20 protein-coding genes are annotated in these 19,418 nt (G+C 63.0%); 10 read left to right on the top strand and 10 right to left on the bottom strand.

Going from position 1 to position 19,418, the window contains the following annotated elements; all coding sequences use genetic code 11:
• Positions 1 to 180 precede the first annotated feature (180 nt).
• The gene (locus tag IVB31_RS21980) at positions 181 to 375 is read right to left on the bottom strand and encodes a hypothetical protein (RefSeq protein ID WP_247327190.1); all 195 of its coding nucleotides are present in this window, start codon (positions 373 to 375) and stop codon (positions 181 to 183) included.
• Positions 376 to 802: 427 nt separating this feature from the next.
• Positions 803 to 1,876 (bottom strand): hypothetical protein, encoded by a 1,074-nt coding sequence (locus IVB31_RS21975; protein ID WP_247327187.1) that lies wholly within the window; start codon positions 1,874 to 1,876, stop codon positions 803 to 805.
• Positions 1,877 to 2,126: 250 nt separating this feature from the next.
• Between IVB31_RS21975 and IVB31_RS21970 the strand changes: the two genes are divergently transcribed.
• On the top strand, positions 2,127 to 3,149 hold the full coding sequence (locus IVB31_RS21970; protein WP_247327173.1) for a patatin-like phospholipase family protein: 1,023 nt from the start codon (positions 2,127 to 2,129) through the stop codon (positions 3,147 to 3,149).
• A 7-nt stretch (positions 3,150 to 3,156) separates the two neighbouring features.
• Here the strand turns inward: IVB31_RS21970 and IVB31_RS21965 are convergent, their stop codons facing one another.
• Both IVB31_RS21965 and IVB31_RS21960 read right to left on the bottom strand, forming a co-directional pair.
• Entirely contained in the window at positions 3,157 to 3,585 is a 429-nt protein-coding gene (locus IVB31_RS21965; protein ID WP_247327171.1) for a CBS domain-containing protein, read from the bottom strand.
• Positions 3,586 to 3,776: 191 nt separating this feature from the next.
• Positions 3,777 to 4,598 (bottom strand): rhomboid family intramembrane serine protease, encoded by an 822-nt coding sequence (locus tag IVB31_RS21960; RefSeq protein ID WP_247327169.1) that lies wholly within the window; start codon positions 4,596 to 4,598, stop codon positions 3,777 to 3,779.
• A gap of 453 nt (positions 4,599 to 5,051) precedes the next feature.
• Between IVB31_RS21960 and IVB31_RS21955 the strand changes: the two genes are divergently transcribed.
• Positions 5,052 to 5,606, top strand: a complete 555-nt coding sequence (locus IVB31_RS21955; protein WP_247327166.1) for a PAS domain-containing protein — start codon at positions 5,052 to 5,054, stop codon at positions 5,604 to 5,606.
• 64 nt (positions 5,607 to 5,670) lie between these two features.
• Positions 5,671 to 6,099, top strand: a complete 429-nt coding sequence (locus IVB31_RS21950) for a cupin domain-containing protein (protein WP_247327162.1) — start codon at positions 5,671 to 5,673, stop codon at positions 6,097 to 6,099.
• A gap of 30 nt (positions 6,100 to 6,129) precedes the next feature.
• Here IVB31_RS21950 and IVB31_RS21945 read toward each other — a convergent pair whose 3' ends face one another.
• A complete protein-coding gene (locus IVB31_RS21945; RefSeq protein ID WP_247327154.1) occupies positions 6,130 to 6,936 on the bottom strand; it encodes a transglutaminase family protein in 807 nt (268 codons plus the stop codon).
• A gap of 236 nt (positions 6,937 to 7,172) precedes the next feature.
• Here IVB31_RS21945 and IVB31_RS21940 point away from each other — a divergent pair, with 236 nt between their 5' ends.
• The gene (locus IVB31_RS21940; protein WP_247327686.1) at positions 7,173 to 7,679 is read left to right on the top strand and encodes a GNAT family N-acetyltransferase; all 507 of its coding nucleotides are present in this window, start codon (positions 7,173 to 7,175) and stop codon (positions 7,677 to 7,679) included.
• A gap of 14 nt (positions 7,680 to 7,693) precedes the next feature.
• Here the strand turns inward: IVB31_RS21940 and IVB31_RS21935 are convergent, their stop codons facing one another.
• The gene (locus tag IVB31_RS21935; RefSeq protein WP_247327152.1) at positions 7,694 to 9,697 is read right to left on the bottom strand and encodes a DEAD/DEAH box helicase; all 2,004 of its coding nucleotides are present in this window, start codon (positions 9,695 to 9,697) and stop codon (positions 7,694 to 7,696) included.
• A 337-nt stretch (positions 9,698 to 10,034) separates the two neighbouring features.
• Between IVB31_RS21935 and IVB31_RS21930 the strand changes: the two genes are divergently transcribed.
• Positions 10,035 to 10,388: a cupin domain-containing protein gene (locus IVB31_RS21930; RefSeq protein WP_247327149.1), complete on the top strand. Its 354-nt coding sequence runs from the start codon at positions 10,035 to 10,037 to the stop codon at positions 10,386 to 10,388.
• 17 nt (positions 10,389 to 10,405) lie between these two features.
• On the opposite strand, the gene IVB31_RS21925 is transcribed toward IVB31_RS21930, so the two are convergent.
• From IVB31_RS21925 to IVB31_RS21915, 3 genes are all read right to left on the bottom strand, one after another.
• A complete protein-coding gene (locus IVB31_RS21925) occupies positions 10,406 to 10,918 on the bottom strand; it encodes a hypothetical protein (protein WP_247327146.1) in 513 nt (170 codons plus the stop codon).
• Positions 10,919 to 11,030: 112 nt separating this feature from the next.
• On the bottom strand, positions 11,031 to 11,459 hold the full coding sequence (locus tag IVB31_RS21920; protein WP_247327144.1) for a VOC family protein: 429 nt from the start codon (positions 11,457 to 11,459) through the stop codon (positions 11,031 to 11,033).
• Between the two features lie 97 nt (positions 11,460 to 11,556).
• Positions 11,557 to 11,847 carry a DUF5680 domain-containing protein gene (locus tag IVB31_RS21915; protein WP_247327141.1) on the bottom strand — a complete coding sequence of 97 codons (291 nt, stop codon included), beginning with the start codon at positions 11,845 to 11,847 and terminating at the stop codon, positions 11,557 to 11,559.
• A gap of 262 nt (positions 11,848 to 12,109) precedes the next feature.
• On the opposite strand from IVB31_RS21915, the gene IVB31_RS21910 reads away from it, so the two are divergent.
• Together IVB31_RS21910 and IVB31_RS21905 are read left to right on the top strand one after the other, a co-directional pair.
• Complete coding sequence (locus IVB31_RS21910; protein ID WP_247327138.1) at positions 12,110 to 13,468, top strand: AAA family ATPase; 1,359 nt, start codon at positions 12,110 to 12,112, stop codon at positions 13,466 to 13,468.
• Between the two features lie 2 nt (positions 13,469 to 13,470).
• A complete protein-coding gene (locus tag IVB31_RS21905; protein WP_247327133.1) occupies positions 13,471 to 14,337 on the top strand; it encodes a DUF4435 domain-containing protein in 867 nt (288 codons plus the stop codon).
• A gap of 65 nt (positions 14,338 to 14,402) precedes the next feature.
• Here the strand turns inward: IVB31_RS21905 and IVB31_RS21900 are convergent, their stop codons facing one another.
• Positions 14,403 to 15,554: a zinc-binding dehydrogenase gene (locus IVB31_RS21900; protein ID WP_247327131.1), complete on the bottom strand. Its 1,152-nt coding sequence runs from the start codon at positions 15,552 to 15,554 to the stop codon at positions 14,403 to 14,405.
• 568 nt (positions 15,555 to 16,122) lie between these two features.
• On the opposite strand from IVB31_RS21900, the gene IVB31_RS21895 reads away from it, so the two are divergent.
• The 3 genes from IVB31_RS21895 to IVB31_RS21885 all read left to right on the top strand — a co-directional run bounded on the left by IVB31_RS21895 (position 16,123) and on the right by IVB31_RS21885 (position 19,299).
• Positions 16,123 to 17,370, top strand: a complete 1,248-nt coding sequence (locus IVB31_RS21895) for an MFS transporter (RefSeq protein WP_256464340.1) — start codon at positions 16,123 to 16,125, stop codon at positions 17,368 to 17,370.
• Positions 17,371 to 17,452: 82 nt separating this feature from the next.
• Complete coding sequence (locus IVB31_RS21890; RefSeq protein WP_247327129.1) at positions 17,453 to 18,619, top strand: MFS transporter; 1,167 nt, start codon at positions 17,453 to 17,455, stop codon at positions 18,617 to 18,619.
• A 68-nt stretch (positions 18,620 to 18,687) separates the two neighbouring features.
• Positions 18,688 to 19,299, top strand: a complete 612-nt coding sequence (locus IVB31_RS21885) for a PilZ domain-containing protein (protein ID WP_007602573.1) — start codon at positions 18,688 to 18,690, stop codon at positions 19,297 to 19,299.
• The last annotated feature ends 119 nt before the right edge of the window (positions 19,300 to 19,418 follow it).

Below are 19,418 nucleotides of genomic sequence, written 5' to 3'. Positions count from 1 at the left end.
GCCGCCCGGCCCGCGTTCGTGACGATCGCGATACGCCCCTCTTCCTTGGGCCGGGTTGCCGCGACACATACGCCGTTTCCGAAATTCGGTAAAGTGGAATATTTTTTGACGGCGCCGTTGACCGACAATTTGGGTGTTTTGCCCGACGGGCAACACAAGGTCTTGTAGCTGCGCGCGCCGCTAGTCCTCGCTTGAGGCCGCGGAGCGGTTGCGCAGATGAGCCTGGGACAACAGGAAGAACAATGCGCGCTCGCCATGATATTTGGCGGACGGCCGGGTGCGCTCGAAGCCGTCGGCAAATATCTTGCCGCCCTGGTCGCACACCTGCCACCGCCAGCCAAATCGCTTACGCTTGGTGAGGATCACTTCGAACATGCCGACGAGCTTGGTCCCCTGCTCCTTGCCGGAACCGCAGACCCACGAGTCTGCTCCGGCCTCCCCATGAGAGCGACATATAACGCAGCAGGATGGAAAGAGGATAAAATTGATTATCGGAAATAGGTATCTTGCACCGCTATCACGAAGTTGCGGCCCTCTGGAATAAACCGGTGACGCCGGTGTGTGCGGCGCTGACGCAGCTTGGTAGCGCTGACAGAGGTATTCAAATCGGAACACAGGCGTCGGAGGCCGGTTAGCAAATGCTCACCGGACTTCTCGCCGAGTACGCTGATTGGTGCGCTGGACGAGAAGCGCGGTACGATGATGTGTGCAAGACTGGCCTCCTCAGGATGAGCGCCCTGCTGGTCGAGGGCCTGCGGAGCGTCGCTTCGTGCCGCACCGCGTTCGGATACGAAAGACGGCCCTACCGCGCGACGACTTCCACTTCGCCGTCGACGCCGTTGACGACGTTGAAGCCGCGCTCGTAGACCTTGCCCTCGTTCTTGGCGATGGCGCGGTATTCGCCTTCGGAGAGCACGACGCGCGGGAAGGCGCCGATCGATTCCTTGATGACGTCGCCGCCAGGCGTCAGCACCGACCAGGCGGTGTTGGCGAGCGCCTCGCCGCCCCGGTCGCTGACCAGCTTGAGCGTGATGACGGCGGCGCGGTGGGTGATGGTGACGTCGGTGAGCTTGCTGGCCTGGACGCGGATGTCCGAGCGCACCACCGAATTGGCGTCGCCGTAGTTCGAGATGATGTAGTAGGTGCCTTCCGGCAGCAACACGACGTCGCCGGCAGCGACGTTCGGCACCAGGGAGGCCCGCTCGCCGGATTCGAACTGGCTGCCCTTGTAGATCGCGAACGAGATCTGGTTCTGCGGAATGCGACTGGTGCCGACGCGGCCCTCGATGCGCAGGCCGCCGGCCGGCAGCACGAAGGATTCGCGGTCGGTCTCGGCCTTCAGGCTGACGGTGCGCACCGCGCTGACGAGGCCGAAGGCGACGTGCACGACGTAATTGCCGGGCGGCAGCACGATGTTGGGCGTGGCGTTGCGGTCCTCGCGGATCAGCTTGAAGGTGCCGTTCTCGTCGGGACGATCGGCAAATACGCGCCAGACCAGACCGCTGGTGATCGCGGGGGTGTCCTTGCCGTATTTCGCGGTCAGCGACAGCACGCCCTGTCCGGGCACGGCCGCGTTGAGCGGCGGTGCGGACGGCACGGTCGTGACCGCGGGCGGCGGCATGCTGGGGGTCGTCGGCTGCATCAGGGTCGGCGGCAGGCTCAGGGGTCCGGCACCCGGGCCGGAGGGCGGCGCCAGGCTGACGGCGCCGCCGGGCTCGGGCACCGAAGCGGGCGGCACCGGCGGCGGACGATCGGAGAAAAGCTGCGCCTGCGCAGCATTTTGGCCAGGGGCATAGAGGCAGGCCGCAAGGATCAGGGTCGGCAGCAGCGATACGCTGCGCCGCCATCCGATGATGCCGTCACCCCCGAAAGTCATGCCACCTGCTTTTCACCGAAAACGCGGCAAATTCAAGCCTCTAAAACCCCAAGAAATACGGCCCATCACGGTAATTGGAACCCGGTTGACGCCTGCGTGATTACCCCCAGAGGCAGCCGCCTCCTCGCCATACTCCTGCCAAGTGCCCTTCCCAAACCGGCATAAACCATGCTTCGCCCCGGTTCTGGCGGAGCGCGAGCGTGGTGCCTAGTCTGATGGTAAGGGCGAGCCCCCGCGTAGGAGAGTTTCGGTGTTGGATATATTGAAAGGTCGGGGTGCGAACGGCGAGAAGGTCGGGCTCGGCGGTATTCGCAAACCCGTCATCGGGCTCGCTCTCGGAGGCGGCGCGGCGCGCGGCTTTGCCCATATCGGGATCCTGCGAACCTTGGTTGCCAACGGCATCGTGCCTGACGTCGTGGTCGGGACCTCGATCGGTGCCGTGGCCGGCGGGCTGTTTGCGGCCGGCCGGCTCGATACGCTCGAAGAATGGGGTCGCAGCCTGCAGGGGATGCGCAACATTCTCGGCTACCTCGACGTCCGCCTCAACGGCTCCGGCCTGATCGGCGGCGAGAAGCTCGCCATCCGGCTGGAGGAGGCGATCGGCCACACCCTGATCGAGGACCTCCCGATCAAGTTCGCCTCCGTGGCAACCGAGGTCCGCACCGGCCACGAGATCTGGCTGACCCGCGGCCGCGTGGTCGATGCGATGCGAGCGTCCTATGCGCTTCCCGGCATCTTCTCGCCCGTGCTGATCGGCGACCGCTGGCTGGTCGACGGCGCGCTGGTGAACCCGGTGCCGGTCTCGGCTGCCCGCGCGCTCGGCGCCGAAATCGTCATCGCCGCAAATCTTTCCAGCGACGTCTTCGCCCATTCCACGACGATCCATTCGCACGGCGCCGCGCCCGAGCCGGTCATTCCAGCAGCCGAAGATGCGACGACCAAGCGGCGCTTTCCGAGATTGTTCTCGGCCGAGAAAACCATGAAGCGCGAGTTCTTCGGCGGCGGCGACGGACGGCCCGGCATCTCCTCGGTGATGGTCGACGCCTTCAACATCATGCAAGACCGCATCACCCGCGCCCGCCTCGCCGGCGATCCGCCGGACCTCTTGATCTCGCCGCGTATCGGCCAGTTCGGCTGGTTCGACTTCCACCGCGTCGAGGACCTGATCGCGCACGGGACCCGCGCCGCCGAGCGCGCGCTGGAGTCGATCCAGGAGGCGATCGAGGTGCTCGCGCCGCCGCCTGCGGGCGGCGCGCCCAAAGCGGACGCGTGAAGTCCGGTCAGGCCGTCTTGATGTAGTCGCGCAGGGCTTCCTGCTCTGACTCGTATTCCTGCACCCGGCGCTTGACGATGTCGCCGATCGAGATCAGGCCGACCACCTTGCCGCTGTCGATCACGGGCAGATGGCGGAACTTGCCTTTGGTCATCATCTCCATGAGCTCGGCGACCGTGTCGGTCTCCTTGCAGGTGACGACCTTGCGGGTCATGACCTGAGAGACCGGCTCATCCAGCGCGCCGGCGCCGCGCTCGCCGATCACGCGCACGATGTCGCGCTCCGACAGGATGCCTTCCAGCCGGCTCTGGTTCATCACCAGCACCGCGCCGATCTTCTTCTCACCGAGCAGCTTGACCGCAACCGAGAGCTTGGCGTCGGGCTCGACGCTCATGATCTGGTGGCCCTTGGTGTTGAGAATCGAACGTACCGTCATTGTCGCCTCCCTGAATCGGAGCCGTCCGCCTTTTGGCGGTCCGGACTTTGTTCTTCGAGTCTTCAACTAACAGTTTCAGCGCAGGTTTCACGCTCGTGCGCTGTGCGAAGCATCGCCGCTAGCGGCTTGCAGCTTCGGAACATTCTTCTCGGGAATGATGGATGAATTCGGGCGGCGCCGCAAGCGCCGCTTCAAACACGGTCGGAAATGTCCTGTGATGACGCATCTGCAGCATCGCTTCGCACGCGCGGCACGGGATCGAACAGCGCAAACAGCAACAGGCCGGCGAGGAAGCCGCCGATATGTGCCTGCCAGGCGACGCTCGTGGTCTCGGAATCGACGCCGATCGCACCGACGCCGAAGACGATGTTGACGCCGAACCACACCGCGAGGAAGCCGAGCACCCGTCCGTCACGCAGCGCACGCGACAGCGGCAGTGCCGGAACTCTTGCGGCGGTATCGGCGTCCGATCGGCTGAACGACAGGAAGCTGCCGCGCACGAAGGCGAAGCGCATCGCCGCCGCCATCGCGCCGGACACCGAGGCCGAGGCGCCGATCATCGGCGCGACCGCATGCTCATGGGTGACGAGATGGGCGAGCGCGCCGGCCGCCGCCGTCACCGCCAGGAACAGGAAGAATCTGATGGCGCCAAAACGCCGCGCCAGCGCGCTGCCGAACGGCAGCAGCCACAGCACGTTGAAGCCGAGATGCGTCAGATTGGCGTGCAGCAGCGAATAGGTGACGAAGGTCCAGACCTTGGCGCCGGCCCCGCCGGGGATCTGCAGATTGAGCAGCGAGGCATCGTAGCGCTTGGGGATGAAGCCGAAGACGTCGATGGTCCAGTTTTCCAGTTCCGGCGGCAGCAGCACCCGCAGATGGATCACCGCGAGCAGGAGGATATAGGCGGTCAGCGCGATCGGCAGCGTCAGGATCGGCTCGCGCGGAGCCCCCTCATGGGCGGCCGGCACCTCCAGCTGAGGATCTTGCGGCGGAAAATCTTGCGGGGAATCCAAGGCAGCTTCGCTTTCAGGCCCGATCGGAGCGCTACGCTTGGAGATAGTCGCCTTTGCCGGCCTTGCGCAAGTGCACAAAAGGAAAAGGCAGGGCCCTGGGAAGCCCTGCCTGTCCGTGTCGGACTTCCGGGACCCCGGAGGAATAAGGAGTATCCCCACCCCTCCCCGCGGCCCGTGACCAAACTGTTTGACGCCTGTGTACAGGCCTCGCCGAGAACCTGGAGCAAAGCGGCGAGGCTTGCGACCGCGGTCACCATAGCAGTGGGGCAGCGCACGGAAAGCGCATAGTTAATTTAACGTTAACGACGCAAAGGCGGCGCCAAGGGAGCCGAAAACGCCTCCACGGCATGGACGCTGCAAAGCCCCTCCTGCACAACAACACAGGGATCGCGGCTGCACTGAAGCGGGACAGGTTTGTCCCGCGAGGTTCCGCCCCGGGGTAAGCGTTCAGTCATGAAACATCCGTCGAGCCGCGAATTCTTCGCGTATTGGGACAAGAAGCGCGGCACTGCGCGGGCCCCTGACCGGGCCGATATCGATCCGGCCGCCGTGCGCGGCCTGCTCGGCGACATTTTTGTCCTCTCCTGCGAACCGAAGCTCGGCTTCCCGTTCCGCGTTGCCGGCACGCGTGTCTGCGCGCTTGCCGGGCTCGACCTCAAGGATTCGAGCTTTGCGGCGCTGTTCAACGAGGCGAGCCGCCGCGAGATCGAGGAGATCACGACCATCGTCGCCGACGAGAGCCTCGGCGCGATCGCCGGTATCACCGCGGCGCGCGAGGACGGCAGCAAGGCGCATCTCGAGTTGCTGCTGCTGCCGTTCAACGCCCGCCCGCATACGCCGGTGAGCGTGACAGGCGTGCTCGCGCCGTTCGACGACGAATGCGGCGCGCTTGGTCCGTTCACCCTCGTTTCCTGGCGCTATCTGCACCAGCCGGAGAAATTCCTGCCGCGCGCGATCCGCAAATTGCAGATCGCACGCGGGCTGATGGTGTATGAGGGGCTGCGCTAGCTTTCATTTCGAGCTGAGCCAGAGCCGCGGACTCGATGCAGCCTTTCATCTGGACGAAACAGCAATGTCCGACATCATCAATTTCGGCGTACTTCAACTCCGCTTCCTGCACAGCAAGGACGACACCGGCGGCAGCGTCGACATCTTCGAAATGACGCTGCAACCGAATGCGCGGATGCCGATCCCGCACTATCACGACCGGTGGGACGAAACGATCTACGGACTATCCGGCGTCTCGACCTGGACGATCGACGGCGCACAGACCGATCTTGGGCCCGGCGAATCCGTCTTCATCAGGCGGGGGATCGTGCACGGCTTTGCCAACCGCTCGACCGGGCCGGCGACATGCCTGTGCATCCTGAGCCCCGGCGTGCTGGGACCGCAATATTTCTCGGAGATGGCCGTGCTCCTGTCGACCGGCGCGCCACCCGATCCCGCGAAGATGAAAGAGACGATGCTGCGCTACGGACTGGTGCCGGCGCCGGCTGCGTGAGCCAGGCGCGCCGGCGGGGATGACCGGTCCTTACGCGATCTCGTCGGTCCAGACCTTGAAGCTGACCAGCTCGTTCGGCCCAAAAGTCTGCGTGATCGGAACGTCGCAGGCATCGCGCCCCTGGGCGATCAGGATACGCCCCTGGCGCGGCACGTTGTTGCGTGGGTCGAAAGTGTGCCAGCGCCCACCGATGAAAGCCTCAAACCACCCGGCGAAATCGCTCACCGGCCAAGGCGGCGGCGTGCCGACATCGCTCAGATAGCCGGTGCAATACCGCGCGGGAATGTTCATGCAGCGGCAGAACGCGATTGCCAGATGGGCATAGTCGCGGCAAACGCCATTGCCTTCCTGGTACGCCTCCCACGCCGTCTTGGTGGCGCGCGCATGCTCGTGGCCGAAGACGATGTGGCGGTGAACGAAATCGCAGATCGCCTGCACCCGCGCCCAACCCGGAGGCGTCCTCTCGAACAACTGCCAGGCAATCTCCGAAAGCCGGTCGGTTTCGCAGTACCGGCTGCCGAGCAGGTAAACCAGCGTATCGGCAGGCAGCTCTTCGATGCTGTGCTGAACGGCCGAGGCAAACACCGGATCCGGCAGGCCGCTGTCGCGAACGATGCCATCCCCGGCAAGGCGCAGGCGCCCCGCCGGCGCGACCATGCGGCTGCACCAATTGCCGAACACGTCGCGATAAGGCGTGATCTCGACCGCGGGCGTGGTGGTGACGAAGTCCGGCACGATGACATCCGAGGCGCGCGTGAAATGCGTGCCCACCACCATGAACATCGGCGTTGGCTGCGGAAAATCATACAGCATTTCGAATCCGACACGGAACTTCATTCGAAATGCCCTTTCGGCCTGGTGTCAGCTCGAGATGGCGACGAACCCGCCGATTACAAGGCGCACTGGCGGAACATGCCGCTCGGAAGCCGTCGCCGGTGATGTCGCCGGCCTTTTTGGACCTTGGCGCCGCGCGAGCCGTCGCCTTCCTGCAGCGGAGGCCAAGAACTTTTTCCGCTGCGCGCAGCGTCGCGGCGGAATAAACTCGGATGATTGAGACCGAACGACGGATCGACATGAGCAAGCCGCATTGGCGTCCCGCGCGCACCTCCGACCTGCCCGCGATCGGCGCCATCGCAGCGCGCATCCATCCCGATCTCCCCGAGAGACCCGAGGTGCTCGCCGAAAAGATGCGGCTTTATCCGGATGGCTGCCGCGTGCTTGCCGCAGACGACGGGATCGTCGGCTACGGACTTGCCCATCCCTGGACGCAGCACCGGATTCCGCCGCTCGACGGCTTGCTCGAACGACTGCCCGGCGACGCGGATTGCCTCTATGTGCACGACGTCGCGGTGCTACCGAATTTCCGCGGCGGCGTCGTGCGCGACTATGTCGCTGCGATCGAGGATCTCGCGCGCGCGTCGGGCATCGCAACGCTGGCGCTGGTCTCGATCTACGCCACGCGGCCGCTGTGGCAACGTCTCGGCTTTCGCGCCGTCACGGCGGATGCGGGGCTGCGTGCAGGGCTCGCATCCTATGGCAGCAACGCGACCTACATGCTCCGAGATCTCGCTGCGACGTAAGCTCCCTACCCGGCTCAGCCGCGATGCTTCTTCTTCGCCTTCTTCCCCGGCGCGCCCTTCCCGGGCCACGGGGTGACCGCAGGCTCTGCGTGGCCCGGCTTGTTCTTGTGCTTCTTTTTCTTTGCGAAAGAAGGAGCCTCGTCGAATTTCGGCGCGCGCTCGCTATGCGCCTTGTCGTATGGTTTGCCGGGCGGTTTGCCGTGCGCTTTGAACCCGCTTGGCTCGCGCGTGCGGTCGCCCTGGCGCTCACGGTGATCGCCGTCGGCGCTCTCGCGCCGAGGCGGGCGGGGCCGCTCTTCCGAGGGCGCCTGCCGCTGCGGCGCATCCGCCATCGGCTCGAGGCGGATATTGTCTTCCTTGTCCGGACGCTTGATCTTGACGGCGAAGGATTCCGCGACCCGCTCGGAAATCTCGAACTCGGTCGTGGTGTCCATGATCTTGATGGCGCCGATATCGTTCTTGTCGATGCCGCCGCGGCGGCAGATCATCGGCAACAGCCAGCGCGCTTCCGCATTCTTGCGTCGCCCGATGTTGGCCCGGAACCAGACGGTAGCCTCGCCCATGCCGTGACGCGGCGAGGATTTCCCCGCCTTCGCTCGCGGCCCCGCAGGACGATCATCGCGCCGATCATCGCCGCGCGAAGCGCGGACATCGTCGCGCGACCCGCGATCGTTGCGACCGCGATCTTCGCGCGGCCGGCTGCTCCGCTCGCCGGGATCGAGGATGTCCTCCGGCGACGGCAGCCGCGCGCGATAGAGCCGCGCGAGGGACGCGGCGATATCCTCGGCCGACCGCTCGGCCAGCAATGCCTGCGCCAGCGCCAGATCGTCGGCGGTCGTCTCCTCGGTGAACAACACGTCCTTCATGCGCTCGTGATCGAGCTTGCGGATCTCATCCGGCTGCGGCGCCGTCCCCCAGACGGCGTCGATCCCCGAGACGTTCAGCAGCATTTCCGCCCGCCTGCGCCGCACGGGCGGCACCAGCAGGACGCTTGTCCCCTTGCGGCCCGCGCGCCCCGTTCGGCCCGAGCGATGCTGCATGACCTCGGCATCGTTGGGCAGGTCGGCGTGAATGACGAGGTCGAGGCTCGGCAGGTCGATGCCGCGCGCGGCGACGTCGGTCGCCACGCAGACGCGCGAACGTCCGTCCCGCAGCGACTGCAGCGCCGTGGTTCGCTCGTTCTGCGTCAATTCGCCGGACAGCGCGACCACGGAGAAGCCGCGCTCCAAGAGCGCTGCCTGCAAATGCCTGACGTGATCGCGCGTGCTGCAGAACACCAGAGCGCTCGGCGCCTCGTAGAAGCGCAGCACGTTGACGACCGCGTGCTCGGCATCGCCGGGCGCGATGCGGATCGCGCGATACTCGATATCGGCGTGGCCGCCCTCGTCGCCGGCGACCTCGATCCGGAACGCCTGCTGTTGATACTGCTTGGCGAGCGCGACGATGCCGCGCGGGAACGTCGCCGAGAACATCAGGGTGCGGCGGGTGTCCGGCGTGGTCTTGAGGATGAACTCCATGTCCTCGCGAAAGCCGAGATTGAGCATCTCGTCGGCCTCGTCGAGGACGACCACCTTCAATTCCGAAATATCCAGACGGCGGCGCCGCAAATGGTCGCACAACCGGCCGGGCGTGCCGACGACGATGTGAGCGCCGGCCTCAAGCTCGCGCTGCTCGCGCCGCGGATCCATGCCGCCGACGCAGGAGACGACGCGCCCGTTCGCATGCTCGTACAGCCAGGCCAGCTCGCGATGGACCTGCAGTGCGAGCTCGCGGGTCGGCGCCACGATCAGGGCCAGAGGTGCACCCGCCCGCTCGAACCGCTCGGCGTCACCGAGCAGATCCTTGGCCATCGCGAGGCCATAAGCCAGGGTCTTCCCGGATCCGGTCTGGGCCGAAACCAACAGGTCGCGGTCGGCTGCTTCGTCCGCGAGCACGGCGAGCTGAACGGGGGTCGGAGAATCATAATTCCGCTCAGCCAAAGCGCGGGCGAGCGGCGGGGTCAGAGCCGGAAAAGACACGGGATGGGAAACCTTGGTTGATTCAGGCGCGAAACGGCAAGCCGAGGGGCCTGAGAAGCTGCGTGCGCGGCAGAATGCCCAATCGCACGCGTAGCGATTTGATTTGGACGCTCTTTACGCCAGGTGCGGGCAAATCGCCATGCCTATGATGCATGGCGTTGGCCATACGGTGAACGCGCTCGCCGCCGCCCCGCCCGGCGATTGGAGCCGTTTTAGCGCCTTTTGAGAGCTTTTGCGCCGGATCCGCAGATTTTGGCAGCCATCTCGCCTAAATTGCGGGCGATCGGACGTGCCGGGAATGCACGCATGACGTCTTCAGTTGAGATACAGGTGAAACATGGCCGACAGCATATCACTTGCCGACAAGCTCGCTACTTTTCAGGATTTCTGGTCCCCGCGCACGATCACGACCTTCAACGATTGCGATGTCATGGTGGTGAAGGTGAAGGGCGAATTCACCTGGCACAAGCACGAGGACACGGACGATTTCTTTCTCGTCCTGAAAGGCAACCTGGACATCGAATTGCGGGATCGCACCGTGAGGCTCGGTCCGGGCGAACTCTACGTCGTGCCCAAGGGTATCGAGCACCGCCCGGTAGCACGCGAAGAGGTTCACCTCCTGCTCATCGAGCCGAGCGGCACGCCGAACACAGGCGACAAGGCCACCGCCGCGGCGCGCAAGCTCGCATAGAGACCAGCTCCCTTGTCCTATTCCCTGGAGGCTGCCAGCTTGTTGACGCCGCCGGCCAGCCTTGCCCTGACCCGCGCAAGGCTGTCCCTCGCCGCGCGGCTCAAGGCGCGGATGGCGCGCCAAGCCTCGGTTGCCTGTAGCCACGCCTTCATGTCGGCGAACTTGCCGTACGCCCAGGCGAAAGCCGGAATCCGCATCAGCTTGTCACGCGTGAGATGGAACAGACGCTCGACCAGCACGAGCTTGAGCAGCTCGCCGACGATGAAGGTCGCCGCGCCGCTCACGAATTGACCGGTTGCCGCAAGATAGGCCGCCACCGGCTTGATCGGCTCCAGAATGATCACGGGCACGGAAAAAAGGGCGAGCGACGGATAAGGCGGCAACGATCTGATCCAGGCGCGCAATCGCCTGAATTGGAAATGCCGCCCAATCCAACGTGAAATTGGCCTCGCCACGGCGATGAAGACCGCATCCACCAGGAAGTAGAGGGCAGCAAGGATGTATGTGATGGGTTGCAGGATTCGCTTCACGGTACCTCTCCCGTGAAGTGAAAGCCGGAACTAGGGCCTAAGTTTCACCTCGGCGTGAATAACTCGCGGATATCAGGTGGAACCTTTTGGGCATCGGGGCGGCTCCACGCACTCAGATCTCGGCATAGACCTCCAGCAGATTGCCATCGGGGTCGCGGAAGAACAGCGTGCGATGTCCGAACGCCTGGTTCGTCGGCGGCGACAACAGCGTCACGCCCTGTCGCAAGAGTTCGTCGGCGCCCGCATCGACTTCGGCTGCGGACACCTTGAAGGCCAGTTGCAGCGAGGCGCTGCCCGCTGGCGTCGGCGCATCGGCCGCGGTCCGGCTCGGCTTTGCGAGAGCCAGCGTGTTGCCGCCCAAGCCATACTCGATCCAGTTCGGCGACAACTCGCGCAGCAGCGGAAACGCGAGGACGTCCTCGTAGAAGCGGCGCATCACCGCCATGTCGCGCACAAAGATGACCGTGTAGTCGATCGCGCGAATGGCGCGGAAGGGAGAGCGGGTGCGTTGGATTGGTTCGGTCGTCATCTCGTCCTTCATTCCAAACTCCGACTCGTAGCCCGTATGGAACGCAGTGGAATACGGGACCGGCGGCCCCGGATTACGCTACGCTGCATCCAGGCTACGAGCTCAAAAATTATCGCAGCAAACCACCACCATAGCGCAACTCGTAAAGCAGCGCTCCATCATGCCGCGAGATCGTCTCGATGCCGTGGAAGCGATCGAGCGAGCCTTCGACCTCATTGCGGTAGACCATGTCCGCCTGCTCGAAGAGGCGCGGCCCCCGGTACGGCTCCTCGACGGATACGGCCAGCAGCGCCTGGCGCAGGAATTTGTAGATACCAAGGAAGGTGTCTCGATCGGTGATCTCCGCGCGGACGCCACCACTGTAGCTCATCGACCAGATGACGCGCTCATCCCGAGACACGGTCTCTTGGCCAACGAAAAACCCCAGATCGTCTGCATCTTAGCCAGGGGTATTTGCCCGCCGTGCGATCGACGCCGAGCGGCAAATCATTGCCGATGAAGCCCCAAGACCCCAGCACAGGGGTTACGTGGTCAGCCCTCCTGCACGATGGCCTTCAACCCGAACCCTCGCACCGAAGCTAGATACGTTTCGCCAAGCGCAGATGACGCGCCGCACAACCCACCCAATTGGACGCGTCCGTCGTTGGCACAATCAGAAGTATATGGTATCAAGCCTGCCGGAGGAAGCAATGCCGTCACGATTGATGGAATTCTCGATAGAAGGATTGTTCGGTCTCTATGACCATCAAATTTCCCTCAACCTCAAAGACCGGATTACAATAATCATTGGACCGAACGGTCGCGGGAAGACCGTTTGTTTAAAGTTCATCGAAGCGCTTTTTCGGAATCGGCTTACCTACTTCAGTGACATTCTATTTCGTACCGCAAGCTTTACCTTCACAGGCGGCGAGGTGATTGGAATACATCGCCTTGAGAAATCAGGCGGCGGCGCACTATCATTCTCACTCCGAATTCGCGGACAGGATGAAGTTACGTGGACACCCCCAATTCTTGATCCTCGCGCCGCGAGGGAAATGCGTCGATACATTCCTCCGAGCTGGGAGCAGATGGGCCCCGACTTGTGGATCGACGAGACAGATGGGGAGGAGCTAACGCTACGAGACCTCGCGGCTCGTTACAACCTGCCGCCAAAATTGCTCGCCTCCTTTAATTATGAAATTCCGAATGAATTTAAGAGACTGGTTGGCGACCTTGACTGCCATCTAATCGAGACTCAGCGCCTCTTAGTTCTTCAACCAGGTTCAGACGGGAATGAATTCGGTGAATACCCACCGCGACGACGAGCCCGCGACACCGGGCTTGCCATACAACAAAAAGCTCAAACGCTCAGAACGATTCTGAAGGACACACTTACAAAGTACGCGAATCTCTCTCAGTCGCTGGACCGAACTTTTCCGTTACGAGTATTCGAAGCGCAAGGAACGGCAACGCTAACCCAAGATGAACTCAGACAAGAGCTATCCCGGCTTGACGAGCGTCGTGAGGCGCTCATGGGTGCGGGCATTATCGATACGGAATATCAGCCGGTCACTATGCGACCTGGAAACATCGAATCCGGCGTGGCCATGGCTCTCGAGATCTACGTTAGAGACACCAGCCAAAAACTGGACGTATTCAACAATCTGCGATCGCGCCTCGATCTATTCAAAGAACTCATCGATAAGCGTTTCATAGACAAATCAATTCATATCGATCGAGAACTTGGCTTTCGAATTACCTCAAGAACCAACATCGAAGTGCCTCTAGAGAAGCTCTCCTCTGGCGAGCAGCATCAATTAATCTTGGTTTTTGATCTTCTTTTCGAGGTGACGCCTAATTCACTTATCTTAATTGATGAACCCGAGCTCTCACTCCACGTTGCCTGGCAAAAGTCGTTCATCGAAAGCCTGAAGCGAATCATCGAACTAAATGCTTTCGACGTTCTGCTCGCGACCCACTCCCCCGCCGTCGTAGCCAAGCACTTCAGTTTGACGGTCGAACTTGGACCGGTGGACGAATAGATATGATTGGACAGATTGATGGATACTATGTTGCGGCACAAATCCGACTTCTGAGACAAATCGACAAACGAGCAATCCTTCTTCTGGAAGGCGAGGATGACGCACGAGCGCTTGATCGATTTGTCGACCCCAAGAAATGCGATGTCGAAATAGCGTTTGGAAAAAAGAATGTCATTGACGCTTTAGACCTTCTTGAAGATGACGCATTTCAAGGAATAGCCGGACTTGCCGACGCTGACTTCGATCGAGTTTTCCATATCGAACATCCGGTTGAGAACATCTACCTCACCGATCAGCACGATTTGGATTTGACGATATTCACCTCTTCAGCACTGGATCGCTATCTTCGCGAACATGCTGACGCGGACCGTGTAAAGCGATTATTCGACTCTGATGCATCCAAGCTTAGGGAGGCGGTCATTGACAGCACGCTTCCTTTGGCATTTTGCCGCCTAGTCTCAGCAAGAGACAACCTATCGCTTTACTTCAAAGACTTAAGACATGACGATTTCGTCAGCCCTAACGATCTCTCTGTCGATTACAATCAATTGGTGAATGAGATCATTCTCCGGTCCAACACTCGATGCACGAAAGATCAATTGCTAAGGCTAATTGCTGTCGAACGAAAACAACAACACGATTGCCTCCAGACGGCGAACGGCCATGACGTTGCGGCTTTTCTCGGAATTGCACTTCGAAAGATGATTGGCAACAAGCGCATCCACCAAACGTGGGCGAGCGAGGTCGAATCGGGCTTGCGCCTCGCCTTTGATTGGGACGCCTTGGTCCAAACGACCATGTACGCTATGTTACGGACTTGGGAAGCGAACAATTCACCGTATCAGATTTTTCGAATTCGGCCGATTTAGCCTCGCGAACAAGGCCGATCGTTAGCTGCTATCGCAGTCAAGACGCTATGAATTTCGTCCTTAGCCTACTCCACCAGCTCCGGCCATGGCACGATCGTCGACTTCACCGTCTTCATCGCCATCGCATCCCTGACCGCCTGCGCGACGCCGTCTTCCGTGAACGGATAGATCGTTTGCATCTTCAGCCAGGGATATTTGCCCGCCGTGCGATGGAGCATGTCGACGCCGAGCGGCAGATCGTTGGCGGTAAAACCCCAGGAGCCCAGCACGTTAATATCCTTGGTGCAGATGCGGTGCCATGAAGTCTCGATCGAGCCGGCGTCGGTGAACTGGCCCATCTCGACATAGGTGCCGCCGTCGCGCAGCATCTCGATGCCTTCGGGGCCGGCCGAGGGGTGGCCCGAGCAATCCATCACCAGATCGGCGCCGAAGCCGCCGATGATGTCACGCACGCGCGCGATGCGGTCTTGCGGTGACCTCAGCTCGTCGATGTTCACCGTCGCCTCGGCGCCGAACTCGCGCGCGAGCTTGAGCCGCGGCTCCTCCGGCGCGCCGACGCAGATCACGCGCCCCGCCCCCATCTCCAATGCTGCCGCGACGGCCAAAATGCCGATCGGGCCCGAGCCCTGGATCACCACCGTGTCGCCCCAAGTGAAACCGCCGGCGCGGCTGGCACGGTTGAAGGCGCGGATGCAGGACGTCAGCGGCTCGGACAGCGCGCCCAGCCGCAGCGACATGTCATCGGGCAGCCTGTAGATCTTGGTGCCTGGCAGCATGTCGAGATCGACATAGACATATTCGGCCCAGCCGCCCCACATGTGAGGTGGTTTATCGAAGCCGAGATAACGGCCGTAATAGACCGGCGTCAGGCACTTGTTGGCGACTTGCGGATAATGGACGCAGTAATAGCAGTGGCCGCAGGGCATCAGCGGCGGGATCATCACCTTCGATCCCACCTTGAGCGGCTTGCTCATGAAATCCTCGATGAATTCATCGCCGCATTCGACGATGATTCCGCCAATCTCGTGGCCGAGTGTGAACGGCCAGGGCAGCGGCTTCGGCCAGTGACCTTTGAGGATGTGCAGGTCGGTGCCGCAGACCCCGCAAGCGCCGACCTTGATCAGCGCGGCCTTTCGGCCGACCTTCGGCCATGGCACGCTACGGATCACGGGCTCGCTGCCCGGTCCTGCGTGGGTGCAGACGCGGATCTGGTCCATGGCTGTTTCCTCACTGCCCGCTTTTGTTATGGTTGGTGGTGCGGGCTAAGGCGAAGCGTATGTGAGATGCGCGGGCGTGCCAAGCCGCGGCTCGTAGCCCGCATGAGCGAAGCGTTATGCGGGGGCAGCGCTCCCGGATATCGTCGCTCATCCGGGCTAAGGGCTTAATTTTTAAGCGGCCAAAATCCGGGAGCCAATGGGCCATCGGCAGGAACGAGCCGCCAGCACGCGCCTGACGATATGTGTTGAAACCATCGTTCGCCTGCGATGGCCTGTTGATCAGCCGGCGCATCGATTTCCTTGGCCATTCCGCTTGCTATCTGTTCGCCCATCCATTGCAGGAAGTGTTGCAACTCGCCCGGCGAGGAGAAACGGCCGATCCTTTCCCAATGACAATTCATTGTCTGCTTCCGTAAGCCGCCTTAGTTGACGGCCTCTTGCATATCAGACTTGGGAAGACCCGGATATCGCTGCGCTCATCCGGGCTACCCGCCCCACACACCCAAGTGTCTTGAGCGGCCGGTGGCGGAAGTGTAAGGCCCCAAGGGTCTCACCCAGGTGCTCCCCCTTGAACCCCCTCCCCCAAAATCCCGTGGTCGCGTCCGGATCGTTCGCGGCGATGAAGTCGGTGCCGTACCGGCTCCAGTTCATCGCCTACGTGCTGGCGATGATGGCCGACAATATCGAGCATGTGATCAGCTACTGGGTGGTGTTCCAGAAATTCCATTCGCCGGCGCTGGCGGGCTTTGCGGTGCTGTCGCACTGGCTGCCGTTCCTGTTGTTCTCGGTTGCGGTCGGCGGGCTCGCCGACCGGGTCGATCCGCGCCGGATCATCCAGTGCGGCATGCTGCTGTTCATATTGGCCTCCGCCGGATGGGGCTTCTTCTTCATCACCGACACGATCCAGATGTGGCACGCGATGCTGCTGCTGGTGATCCATGGTTGCGCCGGCGTGTTGTGGCAGACGCCGAACCAGCTCCTGCTCTACGACCTCGTCGGCCCGGCTGATCTGCCGAGCGCAGTGCGGCTGAACGCGATGGCGCGCTATCTCGGCATTCTGGTCGGGCCCGCCGTCGGCGGAATCATCATGCTCACGCTCGGCACATCGCATGGCATCATCTTCAACACGCTGTTCTATCTGCCGATGCTGCTGTGGCTGTTCTGGGCGCCGGTGCGCGACAACAGCGTGGCCGTGCGGCGCTTCGCCGTGCGCGGCCTTGCCGACATCATGCTGACCATCCGCGCCATCGGCACGCAGCCGGTGCTGACCGCAATGACATGGCTTGCCGGCCTCACCTCCTTCATGATCGGCAACGCCTATCACGCGCAGATGCCGGGCTTTGCCGGCGATCTCGGCCATGGCGATCCCGGCGTGTCCTACAGCGTGCTGCTCGCGGCCGATGCGGCCGGGGCGCTGCTCGCCGGCATCGCGCTGGAATCCTGGGGACGGCTGAAGGGCACGCCGCGCACCGCGATCACGCTCGCGATGCTGTGGGCCGTGGCGCTGCTCGGCTTCGCCTCGGTACGGATCTATCCGGTTGCGATCGGGCTGCTGTTCTTTGCGGGCTTCTTCGAGCTGTCCTTCAACACCATGGCGCAGGCGCTGGTGCAGCTGAACGCGCCGTCCGACATCCGCGGTCGCGTGGTCGGTCTCTACAACATGGCGGGGCTCGGCATGCGGGCGTTCAGCGGCATCACCGTGGGGCTATCAGGCGCGGCGATCGGAATTCACTGGTCGCTCGGGCTGTCGGCCGCCGTGCTGCTGGCGCTGCTGTGTCTTCTCTATCAGCACGCGACGAAGAAGGCGGCCGGTTGACTCTCATCCCTTCCCACCGCACCTTCGATGCAAGTGCTTGCGATACAGGGCTTGCGATACAGGGGCTTGGGGAGATGAGGCGGTGCGCAATCGCTGGGGCATTCTTGCGATCCTATTTGTCGTTCGCCTCACCATCGCGTTCCAGTTCCAGAGCGTGGCCGCGGTGGCGCCGCTGCTGCAACAGACCTTTGGCGTCGGGCTCGCCGATATCGGCATCCTGATCGGGCTCTATTTCACACCCGGCATCGTGCTGGCGCTGCCGGGCGGCGCGATCGGCCGCACCCTCGGCGACAAGCCGACAACCATCGCCGCGTTGCTGCTGATGACGGCCGGCAGCCTGCTCATGGCCACCACCGACATCTGGGGCTGGCAGATGGCGGGCCGGCTCGCCTCCGGCGCCGGCGGCGTGCTGCTGACGGTGCAGCTCACCAAGATGGGCACCGACTGGTTTGCCGGCAAGGAGATCGCAACCGCGATGGCGATCTTCGTCAACTCCTGGCCGGCCGGCGTTGCGATCTCGCTACTGGTGCTGCCGGCGCTCGGCACCGCCTATGGCGCGGGCGCCGTGTTCCTGGCGAGCGGCGCGCTGACCGCGGTCGGCATTGTGCTGATCGCGTTCTACCAGCCGCCGCCGGCGACGACGGCCAGCGCGGCCAGCCCGGGCCAGCTCGACCCTCTCGCGCTGCTGGCGGTGATCGTCGCGGGCATGATCTGGGGTCTCTATAATATTGGCTTCGCCATGATCTTCTCGTTCGGCCCATCTCTGCTCGCCGAGCGCGGCTGGAGCATTGCGGCAGCAGGATCGGCGATCAGCCTCGTGATGTGGCTGTCGGTGATCTCGGTGCCGGCCGGCGGCTATCTCGCCGATCGTTTCAAGCGGCCATTCCTCTTGGCGATCGCTGCCAGCCTCGTGGTGGCTGGGCTGTTGGCCTGGCTGACCCGGTCCGATGCCGTGATCCCGATCCTCATCCTGGGCGGCCTGATCGGCGGCGTCCCCGCCGGCCCGATCATGAGCCTGGCTGCCCGCGTGCTCGTGCCGGAAACGAGGGCGATCGGGATGGGCGTGTTCTACACGCTCTTCTATGCCGCGATGATGCTGGGGCCGGCGGTGGCGGGCCGGCTCGCCAAATCGGCAGGCACCGCCGCGGTCGCGCTCGACCTCGGTGCGCTGACGGTGCTGGCCTGCCCGCCCTTGATGTGGCTTTTCGAGCGCATTGTGTCTGTCCGTCATCGACGTGCCCAATCCTAACGCGGCATTAACCCTGTGCACCTTAGGGTCGTCCCGGACTCCGCCAGGCGGGGGGTCGGGTTGTGAAAATGGCGTTGGCGCACAAAAAATTTCTTCCGGCCGCCGAGGAGCGTCGGCGTTTCCAGCGGGTGAAGGTTCACCTGCTCGGCCGCTACATGCTGCCGGACCGCCGTGAATTCCCCTGCCAGGTGATCAACATGTCGCCGGGCGGGCTGGCGCTTCTGGCCCCCGGCATCGGCAATGTCGGCGATCGCGTGGTCGCCTATCTCGACCATATCGGCCGCGTCGAGGGCAAGATCACCCGCATCATCGACAATGGCTTCGCCATGACGGTGGGTGCGACGCCGCGCAAGCGCGACAAGCTCGCGGCACAGCTGACCTGGCTCGCCAACCGCGACATCCTCAATTTGCCGGAAGACCGCCGCCACGACCGTATCGTACCGCGCAACCCGATCGCGGTGCTGACGCTCGAGGACGGCACCAAGATGACCTGCCGCATCATCGACCTGTCGCTGTCGGGCGCAGCGATTGCCGCGGAGAACCGGCCACCACTGAAATCGACGGTTCTGCTCGGCCGTGTCCAGGGCCGCGTGGTCCGAAACCTCGAGGACGGCTTCGCGCTCGAGTTCATGCATTCGCAGCCGATCGAGACACTCGAAGAGAGCGTTACCGCGCGGTAAAGCGCGACAGCGTCAAAACCACTGTTTTTCCAGCCCTGAAGGCGGCCTCCGCGATGCGGACGCCGCCTTTTTCGCGCGTCGCGACGAGCGTCGGGCGGGTTAACGCGAGGGCTGCCGGC

It is taken from the genome of Bradyrhizobium sp. 21, assembly GCF_023073335.1.
Taxonomy (GTDB): Bacteria; Pseudomonadota; Alphaproteobacteria; order Rhizobiales; family Xanthobacteraceae; genus Bradyrhizobium.
This window is presented reverse-complemented; position numbering and strand designations above follow the sequence as displayed.